General features: G+C 62.8%; 21 protein-coding genes. 15 read left to right on the top strand and 6 right to left on the bottom strand.

Annotated elements, in window-relative coordinates:
- Positions 1 to 31: 31 nt before the first annotated feature.
- Positions 32 to 991 (bottom strand): TAXI family TRAP transporter solute-binding subunit, encoded by a 960-nt coding sequence (locus ACSQ16_RS02115; protein ID WP_243263595.1) that lies wholly within the window; start codon positions 989 to 991, stop codon positions 32 to 34.
- A gap of 254 nt (positions 992 to 1,245) precedes the next feature.
- Here ACSQ16_RS02115 and ACSQ16_RS02110 point away from each other — a divergent pair, with 254 nt between their 5' ends.
- The 5 genes from ACSQ16_RS02110 to ACSQ16_RS02090 are packed head-to-tail and all read left to right on the top strand — an operon-like array spanning position 1,246 to position 4,531.
- Complete coding sequence (locus ACSQ16_RS02110; protein ID WP_243263594.1) at positions 1,246 to 2,001, top strand: FadR/GntR family transcriptional regulator; 756 nt, start codon at positions 1,246 to 1,248, stop codon at positions 1,999 to 2,001.
- On the top strand, positions 1,998 to 2,783 hold the full coding sequence (locus tag ACSQ16_RS02105) for an adenine nucleotide alpha hydrolase (protein ID WP_243263593.1): 786 nt from the start codon (positions 1,998 to 2,000) through the stop codon (positions 2,781 to 2,783). Before ACSQ16_RS02110 ends, ACSQ16_RS02105 begins: the two co-directional genes overlap by 4 nt.
- A complete protein-coding gene (gene larB, locus ACSQ16_RS02100; protein ID WP_208604108.1) occupies positions 2,770 to 3,471 on the top strand; it encodes a nickel pincer cofactor biosynthesis protein LarB in 702 nt (233 codons plus the stop codon). The genes ACSQ16_RS02105 and larB overlap by 14 nt, the downstream gene beginning before the upstream one ends.
- A 3-nt stretch (positions 3,472 to 3,474) precedes the next feature.
- The gene (locus ACSQ16_RS02095) at positions 3,475 to 4,191 is read left to right on the top strand and encodes a FadR/GntR family transcriptional regulator (protein WP_243263592.1); all 717 of its coding nucleotides are present in this window, start codon (positions 3,475 to 3,477) and stop codon (positions 4,189 to 4,191) included.
- A gap of 25 nt (positions 4,192 to 4,216) precedes the next feature.
- The gene (locus tag ACSQ16_RS02090) at positions 4,217 to 4,531 is read left to right on the top strand and encodes an NIPSNAP family protein (protein WP_243263591.1); all 315 of its coding nucleotides are present in this window, start codon (positions 4,217 to 4,219) and stop codon (positions 4,529 to 4,531) included.
- A gap of 42 nt (positions 4,532 to 4,573) precedes the next feature.
- On the opposite strand, the gene ACSQ16_RS02085 is transcribed toward ACSQ16_RS02090, so the two are convergent.
- The 3 genes from ACSQ16_RS02085 to ACSQ16_RS02075 are packed head-to-tail and all read right to left on the bottom strand — an operon-like array spanning position 4,574 to position 7,877.
- The gene (locus tag ACSQ16_RS02085; protein ID WP_243263590.1) at positions 4,574 to 5,536 is read right to left on the bottom strand and encodes a 2-hydroxyacid dehydrogenase; all 963 of its coding nucleotides are present in this window, start codon (positions 5,534 to 5,536) and stop codon (positions 4,574 to 4,576) included.
- Positions 5,533 to 7,074, bottom strand: coding sequence for an aldehyde dehydrogenase (NADP(+)) (locus tag ACSQ16_RS02080; RefSeq protein ID WP_243263589.1), 1,542 nt, complete (start codon positions 7,072 to 7,074; stop codon positions 5,533 to 5,535). Before ACSQ16_RS02080 ends, ACSQ16_RS02085 begins: the two co-directional genes overlap by 4 nt.
- Before the next feature lie 2 nt (positions 7,075 to 7,076).
- Positions 7,077 to 7,877 (bottom strand): HpcH/HpaI aldolase family protein, encoded by an 801-nt coding sequence (locus tag ACSQ16_RS02075; protein ID WP_243263588.1) that lies wholly within the window; start codon positions 7,875 to 7,877, stop codon positions 7,077 to 7,079.
- A 117-nt stretch (positions 7,878 to 7,994) separates the two neighbouring features.
- Here ACSQ16_RS02075 and araD point away from each other — a divergent pair, with 117 nt between their 5' ends.
- Genes araD through ACSQ16_RS02060 form a run of 3 tightly spaced genes read left to right on the top strand, consistent with a single transcriptional unit; the run spans position 7,995 to position 11,367 of the window.
- On the top strand, positions 7,995 to 9,737 hold the full coding sequence (gene araD, locus ACSQ16_RS02070) for an L-arabinonate dehydratase (RefSeq protein ID WP_243263587.1): 1,743 nt from the start codon (positions 7,995 to 7,997) through the stop codon (positions 9,735 to 9,737).
- An 11-nt stretch (positions 9,738 to 9,748) separates the two neighbouring features.
- A complete protein-coding gene (locus ACSQ16_RS02065) occupies positions 9,749 to 10,660 on the top strand; it encodes a dihydrodipicolinate synthase family protein (RefSeq protein ID WP_243263586.1) in 912 nt (303 codons plus the stop codon).
- A complete protein-coding gene (locus ACSQ16_RS02060) occupies positions 10,657 to 11,367 on the top strand; it encodes a ribonuclease activity regulator RraA (RefSeq protein WP_243263585.1) in 711 nt (236 codons plus the stop codon). The genes ACSQ16_RS02065 and ACSQ16_RS02060 overlap by 4 nt, the downstream gene beginning before the upstream one ends.
- A gap of 1 nt (position 11,368) precedes the next feature.
- Here ACSQ16_RS02060 and ACSQ16_RS02055 read toward each other — a convergent pair whose 3' ends face one another.
- Positions 11,369 to 12,145, bottom strand: a complete 777-nt coding sequence (locus ACSQ16_RS02055) for a GntR family transcriptional regulator (RefSeq protein ID WP_243263584.1) — start codon at positions 12,143 to 12,145, stop codon at positions 11,369 to 11,371.
- 89 nt (positions 12,146 to 12,234) lie between these two features.
- Between ACSQ16_RS02055 and ACSQ16_RS02050 the strand changes: the two genes are divergently transcribed.
- The 4 genes from ACSQ16_RS02050 to ACSQ16_RS02035 all read left to right on the top strand — a co-directional run bounded on the left by ACSQ16_RS02050 (position 12,235) and on the right by ACSQ16_RS02035 (position 17,288).
- Positions 12,235 to 13,782, top strand: a complete 1,548-nt coding sequence (locus ACSQ16_RS02050; protein WP_243263583.1) for a UxaA family hydrolase — start codon at positions 12,235 to 12,237, stop codon at positions 13,780 to 13,782.
- 24 nt (positions 13,783 to 13,806) lie between these two features.
- Entirely contained in the window at positions 13,807 to 15,120 is a 1,314-nt protein-coding gene (locus ACSQ16_RS02045) for a lactate racemase domain-containing protein (protein ID WP_243263582.1), read from the top strand.
- On the top strand, positions 15,120 to 16,301 hold the full coding sequence (locus tag ACSQ16_RS02040) for a LarC family nickel insertion protein (protein ID WP_243263581.1): 1,182 nt from the start codon (positions 15,120 to 15,122) through the stop codon (positions 16,299 to 16,301). Before ACSQ16_RS02045 ends, ACSQ16_RS02040 begins: the two co-directional genes overlap by 1 nt.
- A gap of 78 nt (positions 16,302 to 16,379) precedes the next feature.
- Positions 16,380 to 17,288, top strand: coding sequence for a LysR family transcriptional regulator (locus ACSQ16_RS02035; RefSeq protein ID WP_243263580.1), 909 nt, complete (start codon positions 16,380 to 16,382; stop codon positions 17,286 to 17,288).
- On the opposite strand, the gene ACSQ16_RS02030 is transcribed toward ACSQ16_RS02035, so the two are convergent.
- The gene (locus tag ACSQ16_RS02030; protein WP_243263579.1) at positions 17,289 to 18,023 is read right to left on the bottom strand and encodes an SDR family NAD(P)-dependent oxidoreductase; all 735 of its coding nucleotides are present in this window, start codon (positions 18,021 to 18,023) and stop codon (positions 17,289 to 17,291) included.
- Positions 18,024 to 18,098: 75 nt separating this feature from the next.
- Between ACSQ16_RS02030 and ACSQ16_RS02025 the strand changes: the two genes are divergently transcribed.
- Genes ACSQ16_RS02025 through ACSQ16_RS02015 form a run of 3 tightly spaced genes read left to right on the top strand, consistent with a single transcriptional unit; the run spans position 18,099 to position 20,014 of the window.
- Positions 18,099 to 18,962 carry a 3-hydroxyacyl-CoA dehydrogenase NAD-binding domain-containing protein gene (locus ACSQ16_RS02025; protein ID WP_243263578.1) on the top strand — a complete coding sequence of 288 codons (864 nt, stop codon included), beginning with the start codon at positions 18,099 to 18,101 and terminating at the stop codon, positions 18,960 to 18,962.
- A gap of 27 nt (positions 18,963 to 18,989) precedes the next feature.
- Entirely contained in the window at positions 18,990 to 19,817 is an 828-nt protein-coding gene (locus ACSQ16_RS02020; protein WP_435988484.1) for a 3-keto-5-aminohexanoate cleavage protein, read from the top strand.
- A gap of 38 nt (positions 19,818 to 19,855) precedes the next feature.
- A complete protein-coding gene (locus ACSQ16_RS02015) occupies positions 19,856 to 20,014 on the top strand; it encodes a peptidase M23 (RefSeq protein WP_243263576.1) in 159 nt (52 codons plus the stop codon).
- Positions 20,015 to 20,030 lie beyond the last annotated feature (16 nt).

The raw sequence follows: 20,030 nt of genomic DNA, 5'->3' as shown, positions 1-20,030 counted from the left end.
TCCGGCCGACCCGTTTCGTGTCGGAAGGGAATTACATCCCCGAGACACCACGCTCTGCGTAGAACTCTTTCGCGGCGGGGTGGAAGGGCACGCCGATGTCGGTGGCCATTTCCTCAACTGTCAGGTTTGCCATTGACTTGCTGATTGCGGCAAAGCTGTCGTTGTTGTCGGCAATTGCGCCAAGCACGGATTTGATGATTTCACCATCATAATCACAGGGCGCGACCATATGGGTGTCATAGCTGATCGCGTGCACGGTCTCATCAAAACCGGGGTAGGCGCCCGCTTTGACTTCACGACGTTGGAAGGCAGCGTTTTGGTCTTTGAAGTAGGCGAAGGTCTCTTCATCCACGTCGACCAGGCGGATTTTGCGCGAGGATGCCAGATCCATAACCGAGCCGGTTGGCAGGGACGAACCCAGTGTGAAAAAGTCGGCCTGACCGTCTTTCATCTGCGAAGCGGAGTCGGAATAGGAGGTGTTCGCCACGCTATCGAGGTCATCAAAAGTCATGTCGGCGGTCGACAGCAACTCACGCGTCAGGAACTCGCCGGTGTTGCCAAGCTGCTGTGTGGTCAGGCGCTTGCCCTTCATATCAGCGACAGTCTTGATGCCGGAATCTTCGAGGGCGACGATCTGGAAATACTGCGGATAGAGAATGCCAAGGTTGCAGACATTGGTGGTCGCCTTGCGGAATGGTTCTTTGCCCGACAGGCTGTCCACGGTTGAGATCGAGTTCGCGAATGCGATGCCAAAGCGGCCCGCGTCCACGCCAACAACGTTCGATACGCCCGCGCCCGGCGTGACGGTGATGTCCATGCCGGGGTTCTCACGCTCGACAATCGCCTTGATCGCGCCGCCAACGGGATACCACGACCCGCCCTGCTGGCCGGTGGCCATGACAAAGCTTTGTGCATGTGCGGCGACGCCGGCGACGGTGAAAAGGATGGTGGCCGCGGCTGTGCGGCGCAGTGATTTCATCATTGGTGACATAGAAACTCCTCCCGAGTTTTAACTGTGTATCGGCAGTAACTGGATGGGTTCCGGGCTCCCCCCTGACATCCTCTTGCCGTAGGACCGCAGACTGCGGGGGAATCGTCAGCCTGTCAATTAAAAATACAAATTTAGGGGGATTTCCTCTTACTTGTAATGTTGTATTCTGCTTGTAATACCTTAAACGGCTCTATCTCCTCGTTATTGACAGCTTGTCATACAGGTGCTCCAATTGGCGAAAAGAAGGTGCAAACATGACTGGAAATCTTCAGGCGACTGCGCCCCTCGTTGATGGAGCCACGCTGAGCGATCAGGTGACCGAAGTCCTGCGCCACAACGTCGTCAATGGCGTGTGGAGTGTGGGGGATGTATTGCCCTCCGAAACCGCATTGGCGAGTGATTTTGACGTCAGCCGCACGGTGATCCGTGAGGCGGTTTCGCGCCTGAAGGCGGAGGGCATGTTGTCGAGCCGTCAGGGGCGTGGGGCTTTCGTGGCTAGCGACCGGCCCCGGCAGGGTTTCGCGATTCCTGAGCGCGATATGGAAAGCCAGCGCAAATTGGAGCAGATCCTAGAATTGCGCATGGGTCTTGAGATCGAAGCCGCCGCCATCGCGGCCGCCCGTGCCACGCCCGAAGCACGCGAAGAAATACAGCGCGCCGCCGCCGCCTATGATCAAAGCAACAAGATTGGCGGCCCGGCGGTCGCGGCGGGGGTCAGTGCTGACCTTGGTTTTCACCGCGCGGTCTGCGAAGCGACCGGGAACAGCTATTACCTCAGCCTTTTCAACTACCTCGTCGCCAGCCTGCGCGATACGATGCTGGCCGGACGGCTACAGGCGCTGAAACGCGGCGGCGAAAGCCGGGACGCCATTCAGGAACACTATGACATTGCCGCCTCTATTGCTCAGGGGGATGCCGAACGGGCGCGCCAGCGGATGCGCGATCACCTTCAAATGTCGAGCGGGCGTCTCTTGGCGCGACTCAAGACAGAGGATGGATTGGGCGAGTGACGGTTCCTGCCGCGCTCCAAGCCGCCCTCGCGCGGCCCGCATCGTTGACCATCGCGCTTAGCGGGGGGATCGATAGCCTCACCCTCTCTGCCGCCGCGGCCAAGGTGCGGGGGGCGGAGGGGGTTACGCTTTGCCACGCGGTTTCGGCTGCGGTCCCTTCGGCGGCGTCCGCGCGGGTGAAAGACTTTGCAGCCGCTTGGGGCCTGCCGCTTAAACTGGTGGACGCGGGCGAATTCGCCGATCCGTCTTACCGCGCCAACCCGGTGAACCGCTGCTATTTTTGCAAGTCGAACCTCTATGGCACATTGGCGCGCATGGGGCCGTTGGTGGCGGCGGGCACCAATACCGACGATCTGTCAGACTACCGCCCCGGTTTGCAGGCCGCGGCGGAGCATGGCGTGCTGCACCCGTTCGTCGATGCGCAGATGTCAAAAGCCGATGTGCGCGCCTTGGCGCGGGCGCTCGGGCTGGGGGATCTGGCGGAACTGCCAGCGGCCCCCTGTTTGGCCAGCCGGATCGAGACCGGCATGCGGGTGGAGCCTGCGGACTTGGCGGTGATCGACCGGGTCGAGACTTTGCTGCGCGCGGAGTTGGGCAATATCACCCTGCGCTGCCGCCTCCTGCGCGGGGGCTGGGTGGTGGAGCTTGATCCGCGTGTTTATGAAGACCTTTCCGCGCAAAAGCGCAGGGCTATCATAGCGCAGGTCCGGCGGGCCACGGATGACGGGCGCGCGGTTGATCTGCGGGCCTATTCAAGAGGAAGTGCATTTGTCCATCAATGAGAAAGGCCCCGACGGGCATCCAGACGTGACCTTTGACCGAGGCCGCGGCGGGCGTATCGGCATCGAAGAGGCCGTGCTTTGCGAGCATAAAGCGGTGGCGCAGATCGCCGCGATCATCGGCGATGCGGCAGCGGAGGACCGTAGGCTTTTGCTGACCCGTCTGACGGCAGAACAGTTTGACGGCTTGCCTGCAGAGCTGGTCCAATCGGTCGATTACTGCACCGCGTCACGCACGGCCATTTTGGGAGAGATCGGGCCTTTGGCCCGCGATCCCCGCATCGCCCTCGTCAGCGCGGGCACGTCTGACTACGCGCCTATGGCCGAAGCGCGGCGCACGCTGGCCTATGGCGGGATGGACGCGACCGAAGTGTCGGATGTAGGCGTGGCCGGGCTGTGGCGGCTGCTCGCGCGGGAAGAAATGCTGCGTGAAATGGATGTCGTGATTGTCTTTGCCGGGATGGACGCGGCCCTGCCGTCGGTCGTAGCCGGGCTTGTGCCGGGGGTGGTGATTGGTGTGCCGACCTCCGTGGGCTATGGTGTGGCCCGCGGCGGGAGGGTCGCGCTCGATTCGATACTCGCCAGCTGTGCGCCGGGGGTGACGGTGGTGAATATCGACAACGGCTATGGGGCTGCGACTTCGGCCTTGCGGCTGGCCAATATGATGCGCCGCGCCGCGGCGGGAGGGTAGCCGGTGACAGCACCGAAACTGAAGATCAAGAAACGGCAGACCTTGGCCGACCAGCTTTACGGGCAGGTGCTTGAACAGATCGTGTCGAACAAACTCGCCCAAGGCGAGAAGCTGCCGTCGGAAAACCAGATCGCCACGGCCTTCGGCGTGTCCCGCCCCGTGGTGCGTGAGGCGCTGCGTAAGTTGCAAGAGGACGGGCTGGTCGAGGCGCGGCGCGGCGTGGGCACTTTCGTGCGGCGGCGGCCTTCGGAAAAGCTGATTGAATACGCCACGGCGGGGTCGGTTGCCGGGCTGATGCGCGCGATGGAGGCGCGGATCACGATTGAAAAGGCCACCGCCCACATGGCCGCGCAGCGTGCCAGCCCCAAGGATATCGCCCGGATTGAGGCAGCCTTGCAGGCGCTGGAGGCATCCATGCAGGCGCGCGATCCGTCTTTTGACGCCGATTACCAATTCCACCGCGCCATCGCGGCGGCCTCGGGCAATGAGGTCTTCGTGCAAATGCTCGACTGCGCCCGCGGATCGATCGAACAGGGGATCGATGTGGCGCAAAAACTGACGCGCCAAGGCTCGCAGGCGCGGATCGACGTGGTGATCAGCGAACACCGCCAAATCCTCGAGGCGATCCGCGCGGGCGATAGCGAAGTCGCGGGCGTGTCGATGGCCTATCACCTATTGCAGGCGCGGGCCCGGATCACCGACCACGCCGGTATCGCATGACCCAAGCAAACAGAAAGACCACCCCATGATCTACGACCACCGCACCTATTGCTGCCGCCCCGGCACGATCAAGAAACACCTCGCGCTCTATGCCGAATTCGGCTTCCCGGCGCAGCGCCGCATCCTGGGCGAGCCGGTGATCTATGCGCAGGTCGAGACGGGCGACGTGAATTCCTTCGTGCATATCTGGGCCTATGAGGACGCCGCCGACCGTGCTGCGCGCCGCGCGCAGATGGCGGCGGATCCTGAATGGCAGGCCTATCTCAAGAAAAGCGCCGAGGCGGGGTATCTGGTGAGCCAGACCAATAAGATCCTCATGCCCGTTCCGCTCGAAGCCTAAGTGGGGTGCCCTCGGCCTGAGGGTTCAGGCCGAAGGCTCGTTTCAAGTGACGATGCAGCTTTCGTCGATCCCGCGCCCTTCGTGGAAAGCGCGGATGTTGCTGGCCCAATGGTTGACCATACGTTTGAGGTTATCCTCGCTATGGCCGCCGATATGAGGCAGGGGCAGGACGTTATCGAGCCGTAGAAGAGGGTTGTCCGGCTCAACGGGTTCTTCGGTGAAGACATCCAAGGCCGCCCCGGCGATACGTTTGTGGGTCAGCGTGTCGATCAGGGCCGCTTCGTCGATCAGCCCGCCGCGCCCGGTGTTCACCAAAAGTGCATCCGATTTCATCCGCGCCAGTTCCTCCGCGCCGATGGTGTGGTGCGACGCCTCCGTCAGCGGCATGTGCAGGCTGACGATATCGCAGGTCTCAAGAATTTCGTCGCGCTCGGCATAGCGCGCGCTGGTGCTCTCGGCCTGCCCCGAACGACGGTAATAGAGCACCTCGCAGTCAAAGCCGGTCAACCGCTTCGCCACGAGTTGCCCGATGGCACCAAAGCCGATCAGCCCGACCTTTTGACTGCTAAGGTCCCGCGCGCCGGGGACGATCTCCGGCACGATCCACTTGCCCGCGCGGGTATTGTTGTAATGCAGCGGGATGCGGCGCAGGGCGGCGATCATCATACCGATGGTGAGATCCGCAATGGTGGGGGCGTTAACACCGGGGCTGCGTGCCACGGTCACGCCCATTTCCTTGGCCAGATCCACCGGGATCTTGTCATACCCGGTGCCCCATTGATGCACGAGGCGCACGCTATCGGCCCCGCGCAGAACCGAGGCCGGAAGCCCCTGCCCGCGCGGAACGATATAGGCGGCACCTTTCACCGTTTTGGCGAAATCCTCTTCGGAATAGGACGCCGCAAAGCGCAGGTCGAGCCCGTCGGCATAGCTGCGCACTTTGTTCTGCATATCCTCCGGCATCGCGTCCAGCACGGCGACGGGGCCGATCAGATCGCCGCTCATGTCGATGCCCCGCGCAGGTCTTCGGGCAGCAAGGCCTCGGGCAGGTTCTGGTAGGAGACCGGTCGCATGAAGCGGCGGATCGCCATGGTGCCGACGGAGGTCGCGCCAAAGTTGGTGGAGGCCGGGTAGGGGCCGCCGTGCACCATGGCGTCACACACCTCGACCCCGGTGGGGAAGCCGTTCACCAGCACCCGGCCCGCCTTGCGTTCAAGGATCGGCATCAGCGCCTTGGCCGCTTCGGTGTCGCCGTCGTCCATCTGGATTGTCGCAGTCAATTGACCCTCAAAACCCTTGGCCAGTTCTTGCATCTCATCGCTCGAAGACACCCGCAGCACCAGTCCCAGGGGGCCGAAAACCTCTTCCCCAAGGGCGTGGTCTTGCAGGTAGGTCTCGGCGTCGGTTTCAAAGAGGTTCGGCTGGGCACTGCGGCCTTCGCTGTCATTGCTCAGCAGAGCGCGAACGGCGTTGCGTCCGGTGAAACGTTCCTTGCCATCGCGGTAGGCTTTGGCGATGCCATCGGTCAGCATGACCTGCGGGCCGACCTGCTCAAGCGCCTCTTTCGCGGCCGCGATGAATGCGTCACCTTCAGCCCCCTTGGCCACGACCGCGATGCCGGGATTGGTGCAGAACTGCCCCGCGCCCATGGTCAGAGACCCGGCCCATCCTGCGCCGATTTCCGCGCCGCGATTGCGGGTGGCCTCGGCCAGAACGAACATCGGATTAACTGAGCCCAACTCGCCAAAGAAGGGGATCGGCTCGGGGCGTTGCGCGCAGAGATCGAACAGCGCGCGGCCCCCACCGAGGGAGCCGGTGAAGCCGACGGCTTTGATCAGCGGATGCTGCACCAGCGTCTGGCCCACCTCACGGCTGTTGGCATGGATGAGGGAAAAGACACCGGGATGAATGCCGCATTTCTGGATCGCGGCATGGATCGCTTCTGCTACAATCTCCCCCGTGCCGGGATGGGCGGAATGACCTTTCACAACGACTGGGCAGCCCGCCGCCAGCGCCGCGGCGGTGTCGCCGCCCGCGGTGGAGAATGCCAGCGGGAAGTTCGACGCGCCGAATACCGCAACCGGGCCGATTGGGCGTTGGATCATGCGGATGTCGGGCCGGGGCATCGGCTGGCGATCTGGCAGGGCACCGTCGACACGACGGTCCAGATGCGCGCCTTTGCGAATGTGATCAGCAAAGAGGCGGAGTTGCCCGGTGGTCCGACCCCGTTCGCCCTGAAGGCGGGCGGTGGGGAGGCCGGATTCCCGCGCGCCGACATCGGTGATGATCTCGGCGCGGGCCTCCATCTCATCCGCGATGGCATCAAGGAAATTTGCGCGGCTCTCGCGGCTGGAAGAGGCGTAGGACCAAAAGGCGTCTTCGGCGGCTTCACAGGCTTGGTTTACATGGGCAGGGGTGCCACTTTGGAACTGGTCGCTTTCGCCTGTGGCGGGGAAATTGGCAAAGGTTTCACCACCGCTGACCCATTCGCCTGCGATCAGATGTTTGCCGTGGGGGTGAAATGTCTTGCTGTCAGCGCTCATGATCAATCCTTGTCGGTTTGCTGTGTCAATGTGGGGGAGGGCTGCGCCATGGTCTGCACTAGTGCATCCATCTGCCGCGTGAGCAACCAAGCGTCGCCCGCGATGGCGACGAATTCGATACCGCTGTCAAAATAGCGGCGCGCCAGATCGGCGCCGTAGCCAAGGATGCCCGCAGGCAGCCCGGCGGTGTGAATGGCATCGACCGCTTCGCGAATCTTGTCTTGGACATCGGGGTGCATCGGGTTGCCGGTATGCCCCATCGCCGAGGACAGATCCCCCGGCCCGATAAAGATCGCGTCCACGCCGGGCACAGCGGCGATGGCGGGGATCTGGTCGACCGCTTCGGGGGTTTCGACCTGCACGATGACGCATTGTACGTCTGTGTATGTGGTCAGGTAATCCGTTTGCCGCGCGTAGTTATTAGCGCGGATCGTGGCCGAGATACCGCGCAGCCCTTCGGGGGGGTAGCGGGTCCAAGCCACGGCGCGGCGGGCGTCTTCGGCGCTTTGGATCATCGGGAACATCAGGTTTTTCACACCGATATCCAGCAACCGTTTGGTCATGGTCTGGTCGGATGAGGGCATCCGCACGACCATCTGCGCATCGGGTGCCGCACTCGTAGCGGCGCGCAGATGATCGGTGATCTGGCTTAGGTCATTCGGCGCATGTTCCATGTCCAGTAACAACCAATCGATCCCACTGCCCGCAGCAATCTCCGTCACCGTGGGCGAGCAAAGTGAGAGCCAAAACCCCGACAGACGACTGTCGGGCCGAAGCGATTGTTTCAGTGTTTTTCCCGACATTTTCGCAACGCGCCCCTCAAATGGTATCGACAATTGGGGTGATACGGTAATATATCAGTTCGAGCAAGATGTGTTTTCCACCCGTTTTGTGATGATGTTTTAGCTGGCGAGGATTCCATGACCGAGACCAAGAAAACCGCCGATCAGCTGCGCAGCGCGCGCTGGTTTGCCCCCGACGATCTGCGCAGCTTTGGGCATCGGTCGCGCATGATGCAGATGGGTCTGGGCCCCGAAGATTGGGAAGGCCGCCCGGTGATCGGTATCCTGAACACTTGGTCCGAGATGAACCCCTGCCACCTCCATTTCCGCGACCGCGCGGAGGATGTGAAAAAGGGAATCGCCCAAGCCGGCGGGCTGGGGCTTGAGATCCCGACGATCTCGATCGACGAGAGCTTCACCAAGCCGACCTCGATGCTCTACCGCAATATGATCGCGATGGAGACCGAAGAGACGATCCGCTCGCACCCGCTTGACGGTGTGGTGCTGATGGGCGGCTGTGACAAATCGACGCCGGGGCTGACCATGGGCGCGATCAGCGCGGGCGTGCCGTTCATCTTCTTGCCCGCAGGCCCGATGCTGCGCGGCAATTATGCGGGCCGGGCGCTTGGCTCTGGTTCGGATGCGTGGAAGTTCTGGGATGAGCGCCGCGCGGGCACGATCTCGGCCGAGGAATGGGTCGGCGTAGAAGGCGGCATCGCGCGGTCATATGGGCATTGCATGACGATGGGCACCGCCTCCACCATGACCGCGATTGCGGAGGCGATGGGCCTGACGCTGCCGGGGGCGACCTCGATCCCCGCCGCGGATGCGGGGCACAAACGGATGAGCGCTTCTTGCGGGCGGCGCATCGTCGATATGGTTTGGGAGGACCTGACGCCGGACAAGATCATCACCCCCGCCGCCGTGCAGAACGCGGCGACGGTGGCGATGGCGACGGGCTGTTCGACCAACGCTGTGGTGCATCTCTTGGCCATGGCGCGCCGCGCAGGTGTGGCGCTGGAGTTGAGCGATCTGGACGCTCTGGGCCGCACCACACCGCTCATTGCAAACATTCGTCCCCTCGGCAGCAGCGAATACCTGATGGAGGATTTTTATTTCGCGGGCGGGCTGCGGGCGCTGATGGACCAGCTGGGCAACAAGCTCGACCGGTCGGCCATCACCTGCACCGGCAAACCGCTGGAGGAGGGGATCGCGGGCGCGCCTGTCTATAATGACGACGTGATCCGGCCCCTGTCGAACCCGGTCTATAAAGAAGGCTCGCTGGCCGTGCTGAAGGGCAACCTTTGCCCCAATGGCGCGGTGATCAAACCGGCGGCCTGCGATCCGAAGTTCCACCGCCACGAAGGCCCGGCAATTGTTTTTGACAGCTACCCGGAGATGAAGGCCGCCATCGACGACGAAAACCTCGACGTGACGCCGGACCATGTGCTGGTGCTGCGCAACGCAGGTCCGCAGGGCGGGCCGGGGATGCCGGAATGGGGCATGTTGCCGATGCCGAAGGCGCTGTTGAAACAGGGGCACCGCGACATGCTGCGGATCTCGGATGCGCGGATGTCGGGCACCTCTTATGGCGCTTGCATCCTGCATGTCGCGCCGGAGTCTTTCGTGGGTGGGCCGCTGGCGCTGCTGAAGACGGGCGACATCGTGCGGATGGATCTAGAGGCGCGCACCCTCGACATGCTGGTGGACGAGGATGAACTCGCCGCCCGCCGCGCCGCGTGGAAAGCGCCCGAGCCGCGGTTCGAGCGGGGCTGGGGTTATATGTTCCAGCGCCATGTGGGGCAGGCCGATCAGGGCTGCGACTTTGACTACCTCACCGCGGCCTTCGGCCAAGCGGCGGGTGAACCGGATATTTTCTGAGAGGGTTAGCAGTGACACATGATCTATCAAAGGCGCTCACGGGCATTTCGGGCATCCTGGTAACGCCCTATGACGATGCTGGAGAGATCGCGCCGCGCAAGCTGGCGCCGATCATCGACCGTGCGCTCGCCGCCGGGGTGCATATCCCGGTCGTGAACGGCAATACCGGCGAATATTATGCGCTGACCAATGACGAGGCCTGCACCATGGTGCGCGAGGTCGCCCAGATGGTCGACGGGCGCGCGCCGCTGCTCGCGGGTGTCGGGCGCGGCATTCGCGATGCCTGCGCACTGGCCAAGGCGAGTGCCGAGGCGGGCGCGGATGCGCTGATGATCCACCAGCCGCCCGATCCCTTCGTCTCCCCCCGTGGCACGGTCGATTATGTGCGCGCGGTGCGGGATGCGTCGGGCGGGCTGCCGGTGATGCTGTACCTGCGCAACGATGCGATGGGGCCCGAGGGCATCGCGCGGCTGTGCGAAGTCGAAGGGGTGAAGGGCGTCAAATGGGCCACGCCGAACCCCTTGAACCTTGCCCGCGCGATCGAAGCTGCGCCGAAAGACATCGTCTGGGTCGGTGGTCTGGCCGAGGTCTGGGCCCCGCCGCTCTATGCCGTGGGCGCGCGGGGGTTTACCTCAGGCCTGATCAACGTCTGGCCGGAGAGGTCAGTCGCCATTCACGCGGCACTGGATGCAGGCAACTACGGCGAGGCGAACCGCCTCATCGCCGGGATGCGCGCCTTTGAGAACATCCGCGCGGAAGAGCATAACGGCACCAATGTCACCGGCGTCAAAGCCGCCCTCATTGCCATCGGACAGGATTGCGGCCCCACGCGCCCGCCCGCCGCATGGCCACTGACGGAGAAGCAGCAGGCGGTGCTGGATCAATTCGTGAAAGACAATCAACTGAAGGGAGAGGCGGCATGAGCCCCGAACTACGCGAGAAACTCAAAGCGGTCTCGGTCGCGACGCTGGCCACGGCGCTGTATAAACGCGGGCTGCGCAATCAGGTGGTGCAGGGGGTCGGCCCGGTTGCGGCAAAGGGGCATAATATGGTCGGCCCGGCGTTCACGCTGCGCTATATGCCCGCCCGCGAAGACCGCAATCAACTGGTCGAGTTCCGCAATCCCGAACACCCGCAGCGCGTCGCGATTGAGACCTGCCCCGAGGGTCATGTGCTGGTAATGGACAGCCGCAAGGATGCCCGCGCCGCCAGTGCCGGGGATATCCTGATCACCCGGCTGATGATGCGTGGTGCGGCAGGGGTGGTGACCGATGGCGGGCTACGAGATGCAGCGACCATCGGCGCGCTGGAGATGCCCGCCTACCACGCCCGGCCCTCAAGCCCCACGAACCTGACCCTGCATGAGGCGATTGAGATCAACTGCCCCGTCGGCTGCGGCGATGCGCCGGTCTTTCCCGGCGACATCGTAGTGGGCGACGATGACTGCGTGATCATCATCCCCGCAGATATCGCAGAAGAGGTGGCAGATGAGGCGGTAGAGATGACGGCCTATGAGGATTTCGTCGTGGAAGAGGTCAAAGGCGGCGCGGGGATCATCGGGCTTTATCCGGGCACCAAGCAAGAAAACCTCGATAAGTTCGAGGAATGGCGCAAGGCCAACAACCGCTGAGTCAGGGCTTTTCCGGAGTGAAATACTCCGGGAAAGCCGCCCGTTTCTCGGTCATCCGGTCGACGGTGCGTTGCAGGTGCTGGCGCAGCGCCTCCATCGCCGCAGGCGCATCGCCCGCTTCGATCCCGTCGAGGATCCGGCTGTGGCCGCCGATCACGTCCTTGTTGTTGAGGATGCGCCCCGCCTCATCAATGTCATCCAAATGCAGGCGGCGCAGACGTTCCAGATGGCCCGCGTGGCTGCGCATGATGCGCTGGCTTTGCACATGGCCCGCCGCCACGAAGAGGGTCTGGTGAAACACCTCGTCCAACTCCTGAAAGGTCGGCACATCGCCGGGCTGGTCCGAGATGCTGCTTTGCAAGGCGACGATGCTGCGCAAACGGGTGAGGGCTTCGGGCGCGATTTCGGCGGCCAAACGGCGCACGACTTCGGTCTCAAGCGCGATGCGCATGAACTGCGCTTCGCGGATCGCCGACATGTCGATTGGCGTCACCAAAGTGCGCGATTGCGGGTAGATCTTGACCAGCCCCTCTTTGGCAAGCTGCTGCAGCGCATCGCGCAGCGGCGTCAGGCTCACCCCATGGGTTTCGGCCAATTCGGCGCGCAACAGCGGGGTGCCGGGCGGCAGGTCGAGCCGGACAATCTGATCACGCAACGTGGCATAAACCCCGCGCCCCGTCGGCCCACCCTCGAAGAGACCCAGATCGGCCCCGCCGCCCAAAATGCTTTTGGCGAGGGTCTGCGCGCTCTGTGCTGAAGGTTTGTTCGATGAGGTCATGTGGGCTCTTCCATAGCTGTTAAATCTAATATATCAGTTATTGACATCTTACCGAAGCGGTTTTTTCGACACCCTGGGGGGAGCATCCGATGGACAGCCAGACCATGCAAGAGGACAGACGCGCAAGGGTGATGCTGCTGTCACCCACCGATAACGTGGTCGTGGCGACCTCGGCGGTGCCCCAAGGCGCGGTATTGCCGCAAGACGGGCTGCGTGCCAACCATGATACACCCCAAGGGCACAAGATCGCGATCCGCCCGATCCAGCAGGGCGCGCCGATCCTGAAATTCGACACCGTCATCGGCTACGCGGCAGAGGATATCGCGGCAGGCGATTGGCTGCACAGCCACAATATCAAGTTCGACGCGGTCGACAAAGACTATGCCTTTGCCCGCGACTATACCCCGACCGAACTGCTGCCACCGCAAGAGCGTGCCCAGTTCATGGGTATCCGCCGCGCGAATGGCCGCGTGGGCACGCGCAATTACATCGGGCTTTTCGTCACCGTGAATTGCTCGGCCACCGTGGCGCGCAAGATCGCCAATTACTTCGACGAAGAGCGGATGGAGGCATGGGAGAATGTCGATGGGGTGATCCCCTTCATCCACGAATCCGGTTGCGGGATGGAGCTCACGGGCGAGCCGATGGACCTGCTGCGCCGTACGCTCTCGGGCTATATCCGCCACCCCAATCTGGCCGGGGCCGTGGTCCTGTCACTGGGCTGTGAGCGCAACAATCTGGCGCAGTTCTTTGAGGAGGAAGGACTGGCCGAGGGCAAGATGCTGCGCACGATCACCATGCAGCATGTCGGCGGCACGGCCCGCGCGATTGCCGAAGGCAAAGAGGCGGTGCGCGAGATGTTGGATCAGGCCAATGCCGTGCGGCGTGAACCCTGTTCGGCAGAGCATATCACCATCGGCATGCAATGCGGTGGGTCGGACGGGCTTTCGGGGCTCTCGGCCAACCCCGGCCTTGGGGTGGCGGCGGATATCCTCGTGCGCAACGGCGGCACGGCGATCCTGTCGGAAACGCCGGAGATCTTCGGCGTCGAACACCTGCTGACCCGCCGCGCGCGCAGCGAAGAGGTGGGCCGCAGATTGGTCGAACGCATGGATTGGTGGCTGGACTATACGAAAGGCCGCGACACGCAGATCAACGGCGTGGTCAGCCCCGGCAATCAGGCAGGCGGTCTGGCGAATGTGTTGGAAAAATCACTCGGCGGGGCCAAGAAAAGCGGCAGCACGGGGCTGATGGAGGTTTACCGCTATGCCGAACCTGTGACGCAAAAGGGGCTGGTCTTCATGGATACGCCCGGCTTCGATCCAGTCTCGGCCACCGGGCAGATCGCGGGGGGTGCGAACCTGATCTGCTTTACTACCGGGCGCGGGTCTTGCTTTGGCTCCTATCCCTCGCCGACGATCAAACTCGCCTCCAACACGCCGATGTTTACCAAGATGCAGGACGATATGGACATCAACTGCGGCACGGTCATCGACGGCGAGCAGAGCCTAGAGGAATTGGGTCAAGCGATCTTCGAGCGTATCCTTGCCATCGCCTCGGGCGAGCAGAGCAAATCCGAAGCGCTTGGCGTGGGCGAAGAGGAATTCGCGCCTTGGCCGATTGGGGTCACGGGGTAACAGATGTCGAAGGGGACAGCGCAGATGAAACCGAACTATGTAAAACTGGTCGAGGATACGCCGCTGCCGCGCATGGCGCTTTGCCGCCAGACCTTTGCCGCGACCCGCATCGACGATCCGCGCGCCGCCGTGGCAGAGGCGATGCAGGCCGATTGCGCAGGTAAAATCAAGCCGGGCATGTCCATCGCGATCACCGCAGGCAGCCGGGGGCTGGCGAACCTGCCGGAACTTCTGGCAGCCATCGTGGCCGAAGTCCGCGCCCGCGGGGCGCATCCTTTTGTCGTGCCCGCCATGGGCAGCCACGGCGGCGCCACGGCAGAGGGGCAGACCGCGCTGCTGGCGAAACTGGGCGTGACCGAGGAAAGCCTCGGTTGCGAAATCCGTTCTTCGATGGAGACCGATGAGATCGGCGTGCTCGACAATGGCATGTCGGTGCGGATGGACCGCCACGCCAATGCCGCCGATGGGATCATCCTGTTCAACCGGATCAAACCGCATACTTCCTTCCGCGCGCCGAACGAAAGCGGGCTGGCCAAGATGCTCTCGATAGGTTTGGGCAAGCAATCGGGGGCCGAGACCTGCCATTCTCGCGGCATTGATAACGTCGGCATCTTCGTCGCCAAAATGGCGCGGATGAAGTTGGAGCGTTGCAAGGTGCTGTTTGGCATCGGCACGATCGAGAATGCTTACGACGAACTCTCGCAGGTGGTCGCCCTCGACAGCGACGGGATGCTGGAGGCCGAAGCGCCCTATCTGCAAGAGGCGATGCGCAACATGCCCCGCCTGCCGCTGGGGCCGCTGGACGCGCCTTCGGCCTCGGGCGATCTGGACGTGCTGGTGGTGGATGAGATCGGCAAGGAGTTCTCCGGCACCGGGATGGACCCCAATATCACCCATCGGTTCTCAAGCGAAAAGATGCAGGTCCATCTGCATATCTCGCGACTGGTGGCGCTTGGCCTGTCGCCGCGCAGCAACGGCAACGGCAATGGCGCGGCGCGGGCAGATGTGATCACGGCGCGGTTGGAGCAGGATTTCGACCGTGAGGCGGTCTATGCCAACGCGATCACCTCGCAGGTGCTGAAACAGTCGAAGATACCCATGGTCATGCCCTGCGACCGCACGGCGATCCAGACGGCGGTCAAGACCTGCGGGGCCGAAGATATCACCAAGGTCCGGCTGCTGCGCATCCCCAATACGCTGAAACTTGAGTATCTCTATGCCTCCGAGGCGATGCTGCCGGAACTGCGCGACCGTCCGGGGCTGGAGGTGGTCGGTGATTTGCAAGAGATGCAATTCGACGACGGCCTGCTGCGCAACCCTTGGCCGGAGGGGCATTGATGCGGGGCGAAGGGCTTCACCTACACCTCGACCCGGTAGGCGGGGCGGCGGGGGATATGTTCATCGCGGCGATGCTGCATGCCTTTCCCGATCTGGCCGAGCGCGCTTTGGCCGATGTCGCCGCGGTGCTCCCCGCCGAGGTGGGCCATGCGGAACTGAGCGAACATGTGGCTTCGGGCATCACCGCGCGGCGGTTCGAATTGGTGCTGGCCGCACCCGACGCGGGCAGGCGCCACGGGGCCGAGACAACTTACCGCGCGATGCGCGAACTTTTGGAAAACGCACCGCTGTCGGAGGGCACGGCGGAGGCCGCCTGCGCCATCCTCCACCGGATTGCCGAGGCCGAAGCGCAGGTGCATAACATCCCCATCGACAGGGTGCATTTCCACGAGATCGCGGATTGGGACGCGCTGATGGATGTGACCGCAGCAGGCAGCATCTGTGCTGCGCTGTCGGGGGCAACTGTCTCGCTCGCGGCGTTGCCTTTGGGCGGAGGGCTGGTCGAGACGGCGCATGGTAAATTGCCGGTGCCCGCGCCCGCCACGGCGCTGATCTTACAAGGCTACGACTGGCATGACGACGGCGTGCCGGGCGAGCGGGTGACGCCCACAGGCGCCGCGATCCTTGCCCATCTTACCGGCGGCAGCCCCATCGCCAGCCGTCCACCGGGGCGGCTGCGCTGCACCGGGTCGGGCGCGGGAATGCGGGTGATGAAGGGGCTGCCGAATATCCTGCGGGTCAGCGTTTTCGACACCGCCTCGGAGGGCATCGCGCAGGACAGTCTGGTGCAATTCGCCTGCGATATCGACGATATGACGGGCGAGGAACTGGGCGTGGCGGTGGATCGGTTGCGCGCAATGGAGGGCGTGGTCGATCTGCTGATGCTGAACGGGCAGGGCAAGAAATCCCGCCCGGTGACGCGCCTTGAGGTGTTGGTGCAGCCGCAGGCTGCCGACTGGGTCGCGGCGCGGGTGTTTGATCTGACCTCAACCCTCGGTCTGCGAAGGACACGGGTGGAGCGTTTGATCCTCCCGAGGGAGAGTGATGACAGCGGGCCGCTCCGCCGCAAGCGTGCGCAGCGGCCAAGTGGGCAGGTAACCACCAAGGTCGAAAGCGATGATCTTGCCGATGCCGAGACCCTGCAGGACCGCCGCAGACGCGCCCGCGCCGCCGAAGGCTAGGTGCCGCCGCCCGGTGATCTAACTTGCTTATCACCGGGCCGCGTGTGAAAATCCTCTGATGCCAGTTCAGAGGACCGCATGGAAAAGCAACTCAGCGCAACGCTGCGCCAATATGAGGTCTTCGTCGCCATCGCCGAAACGCTGCATTTTGGTCAAGCGGCAGCCGCGCTCGCCGTGGCGCAACCGGCGCTGACACAGCAGCTCAAACATCTCGAAACCGCCTTTGGCGGTGAGCTGCTTTTTGACCGCAATCGCCGCCGGGTGATGCTGACCGACTTCGGTCGCGCGCTTTTGCCCGAAGCGCGCGCGCTGTTACAGCAGGCGCGGCGGGTCGAGGCCGTGGCGGAGGCAGCACGGACGGGCCAACGGGGGCGGATCGAATTGGCCTATGTCGGCTCGGCCTCCTACGCGGGCATTCTGGGGCGGCTTCTGCGGGAGTTTCGCGCGGGGGCGGCGGATGTGGATCTGATCCTGCGCGAGTTGGACATGGACTTGCAGATTTCTGAAATCGTTGCAGGCCGGCTTGACGCGGGTTTCGTGCGCCTGCCGCTTTCTGGTGTGCCTGACACACTGCTGACCCGCACCGTGCATTCCGAGGATATCTTGCTGGCCGTGCCGCCTGACCACCGTCTTGCCGAAGCGCCGTCAGTCACTATGGCATCGCTGCGCGAGGAAAGCTTTATTTTCAGCCACCTTGGCCCCGACATGGGCTTTGCCGCCTGTGCCTATCAACTCTGCGCTGATGCTGGTTTCGCGCCGCGTGTGGCGCATCGCGCACCGCAGTTCACGGCCATTGTTAACTTTGTCTCTGCGGGTCTTGGTGTGGCTTTTGTACCCGCTTCCGCTGCGCGGATGAAGGATGCAGGCGTTACCTTTTTGCCGATCAAAGATGCCACGGTGAACAGCCGGATTGGCTTGGCCTATCTCCAAGATCCGACCAACCCAGTTTTGCGCAGGCTTCTCGACGCAGTGGAACCGGAAGGCTAACTAGCCAACTGCCGTGCCACCACAAACAAAGACCGTCTGACCGGTGATAAAACTGCTGCGCGGATCAGCAAAGAAGGAAACTGCCTGCGCCACATCCTCCGGCGTGCCCATGCGGCCCATTGGCACCGCATCAACAATGGCGCGGGTTTCGGGCGCGTCCTTTGGGTTGTTCTCCCAGAACGCGCTGGTGGCGATGGGGCCGGGGGCCACGCAGTTTACGGTGATCCCGTCGCGCGCCAGTTCCAGCGCCCATGTCCGCGCCATGGATTGGATCGCACCCTTGCTGGCGGAATAGAGAGTCCGGTCGATCTTGCCCTTGGTAACGCGGCTGGTGTTCATCACAATTCGCCCACCCCCAGCCGTACGCATTCCGGGCACCAAAAGCTTTGCCGCCAAGATGCTGGGCCGCAGGTTAAGATGCATGATGCGGTCGAAATCGCTGAGTTCTACCGCATCGAAAGGCGCGGGTTTTACAATTCCGACGTTGTTGATCAGACAGGTCACCGGGCCATTCTTGAGTACATGCTCCAGCGCGGCGGTGGTTGCCACAGGATCTGACAGATCAACGAGCTGCGCATCTGCGCGCAGGGTGGCATCCTCAGGCTCTTGGATATCAAGGACAAAGACCCGCCAACCGTCCTCTTGTAACCTGCGCGCGATTCCGAGGCCGATATTATGCGCGCCGCCTGTGACGACGGCATGGCGCGGAAGGGAGGATTGGGTCACGGAGCGCATCCTTTTTCAGATATGATATTTACTTATCACCATCAGCTAGTGATAAGTAAACCGTGATATCCGGGAGGGGGAGACATGGCCGAACGCATCATCATCGTAGGTGCTGGAACGATGGGCCAATCCATTGGCAGGCTCTTTGCCACCCACGGTTGGGAGGTTCACGCCGTCGACCCGACTGGGGCCGCGCGGAAGGCGTTTTTACGTGCGGTGTCCGGGGCGACGGCAAGTGCCGATCTGGACGGGGCAGGGCAGGCGGACGTTGCGTTGGAATGCGTGCCGGAGGAGCTTGCCCTGAAGCAGATAGTGCTTGTCGCGCTGGAGGACGCGGTGCCCAAGGATGCGCCCATCCTTTCCAACACTTCGGGGCTGACGCTTGAGGAGATGTCGGCGCGGATGGCCCATCCCGAACGCGCCGTAATCACGCATTTCTTTAACCCCGGCGATGTGGTCCCTGCGGTCGAAGTTGTCGCGGCAAAAGATGCCGCCCAAGGGTTGTGCGACCGGGTGATGAGCCTGCTGCGTGCGTTGGAGCGCCGCCCGGTGCGCCTTGAACATGCGCCGCCGGGTTTTGTCGCCAACCGTATTCAACATGCGATTATGCGCGAATGTCTACACTTGGTAGACGAAGGTGTGGCCAGCCCCGCCGAGATTGATGAGATTGTACAATGGTCGGTCGGGGTGCGCATGGCGCTTTCTGGGCCATTTCGACAGCGCGATCTGAATGGATTGGGCACGCACCTCAGCATCGCTGAGTACCTTTATCCCGATCTTTGCGACCGCCATGATGCATCACCCACCCTCGCCGGTCTCGTCGCGCAGGGGCATCTGGGCAAACGCAGCGGCAAAGGCTTTTATGACTGGCCTACAAATGCGGGCGACGGGGACACCGATGAGGCACTTCAGCGTGTCATCGCTTTGGCGAGCGACAGCGCTGGTTAAGTACATTCCAGATAATCGAGGACAATCATGACCGATAAACCAGCAATCATCTGCGTGGCCATCACCGGGTCGCTTCCCACCAAGGCCGACAACCCGGCGGTGCCTATCGACATCACCGAACAGATCGAAAGCACCCAAGCGGCGTTTGAGGCGGGGGCGACGATTTGCCATGCCCATGTGCGCACCGCCGATGGCACGCCCACCGCAGACCCCGACCGTTTCGCGCGGCTGCAAGAGGGGCTGCGCAAACATTGCCCGGGTATGATCGTGCAATTCTCAACCGGGGGTCGGTCTGGCGCGGGCAAGAACCGGGGCGGGATGCTACCGCTGCGGCCCGATATGGCCTCGCTTTCTGTCGGATCGAACAACTTTCCCAACCGCGTTTACGAGAACCCGCCAGAGCTTGTTGACTGGTTGGCGGCGGAAATGAAAACCTATAATATCCTGCCCGAGATCGAGGTTTTTGATCTGAGCCATATTCTACAGGCCAAGGCGATGTCTGACGCAGGCGCGATCCCGGCGCGGCCCTATATTCAGTTCGTCATGGGGGTGAAAAACGCCATGCCAGCGGATCGCGAGGTTTTTGATTTCTACATTCAGACGGTCAAGCGCTTTTTCGGCGATATCCCGTGGTGCGCTGCAGGGATCGGGCGGCATCAGGCGGAGCTGAACGCCTGGTGTGCAGCAGCAGGTGGGCATTTGCGCACCGGGTTGGAGGATAATATTCGTATGAATAAAGACACGCTCGCGCCATCGAATGCGGCGCTTGTCACCAGCGCGGCAGAGATCTGCGCCGAGGCTGGTCGCCCCGTCGCCACACCGCAGCAGGCGCGCGAGATTTTGGGGCTTGGTTAAACCCTCTTTAGAATTGCCCACCGTACAAGGATACTGAAATGAAAAAATTGATATCAGCCTTCGCCCTTTTTGCCAGTCCGCTTGCGGCGCATGAGGGCGCGCATGTGCATCCGCATGGCAACGATCCGTTTTGGGCCGTGGCATTGCTGTCGCTGGCAATCGTGATCCTTGCGGCAGCGGTGATGCGGCGCAAGTAGACCGCAGAGGGGTCAG

It is taken from the genome of Sulfitobacter sp. SH24, assembly GCF_965641895.1.
GTDB classification, from domain to species: Bacteria; Pseudomonadota; Alphaproteobacteria; order Rhodobacterales; family Rhodobacteraceae; genus Sulfitobacter; species Sulfitobacter dubius.
The sequence above is the reverse complement of the archived record's forward strand: the minus strand, read 5'-3'. Positions and strand labels throughout refer to the sequence as shown.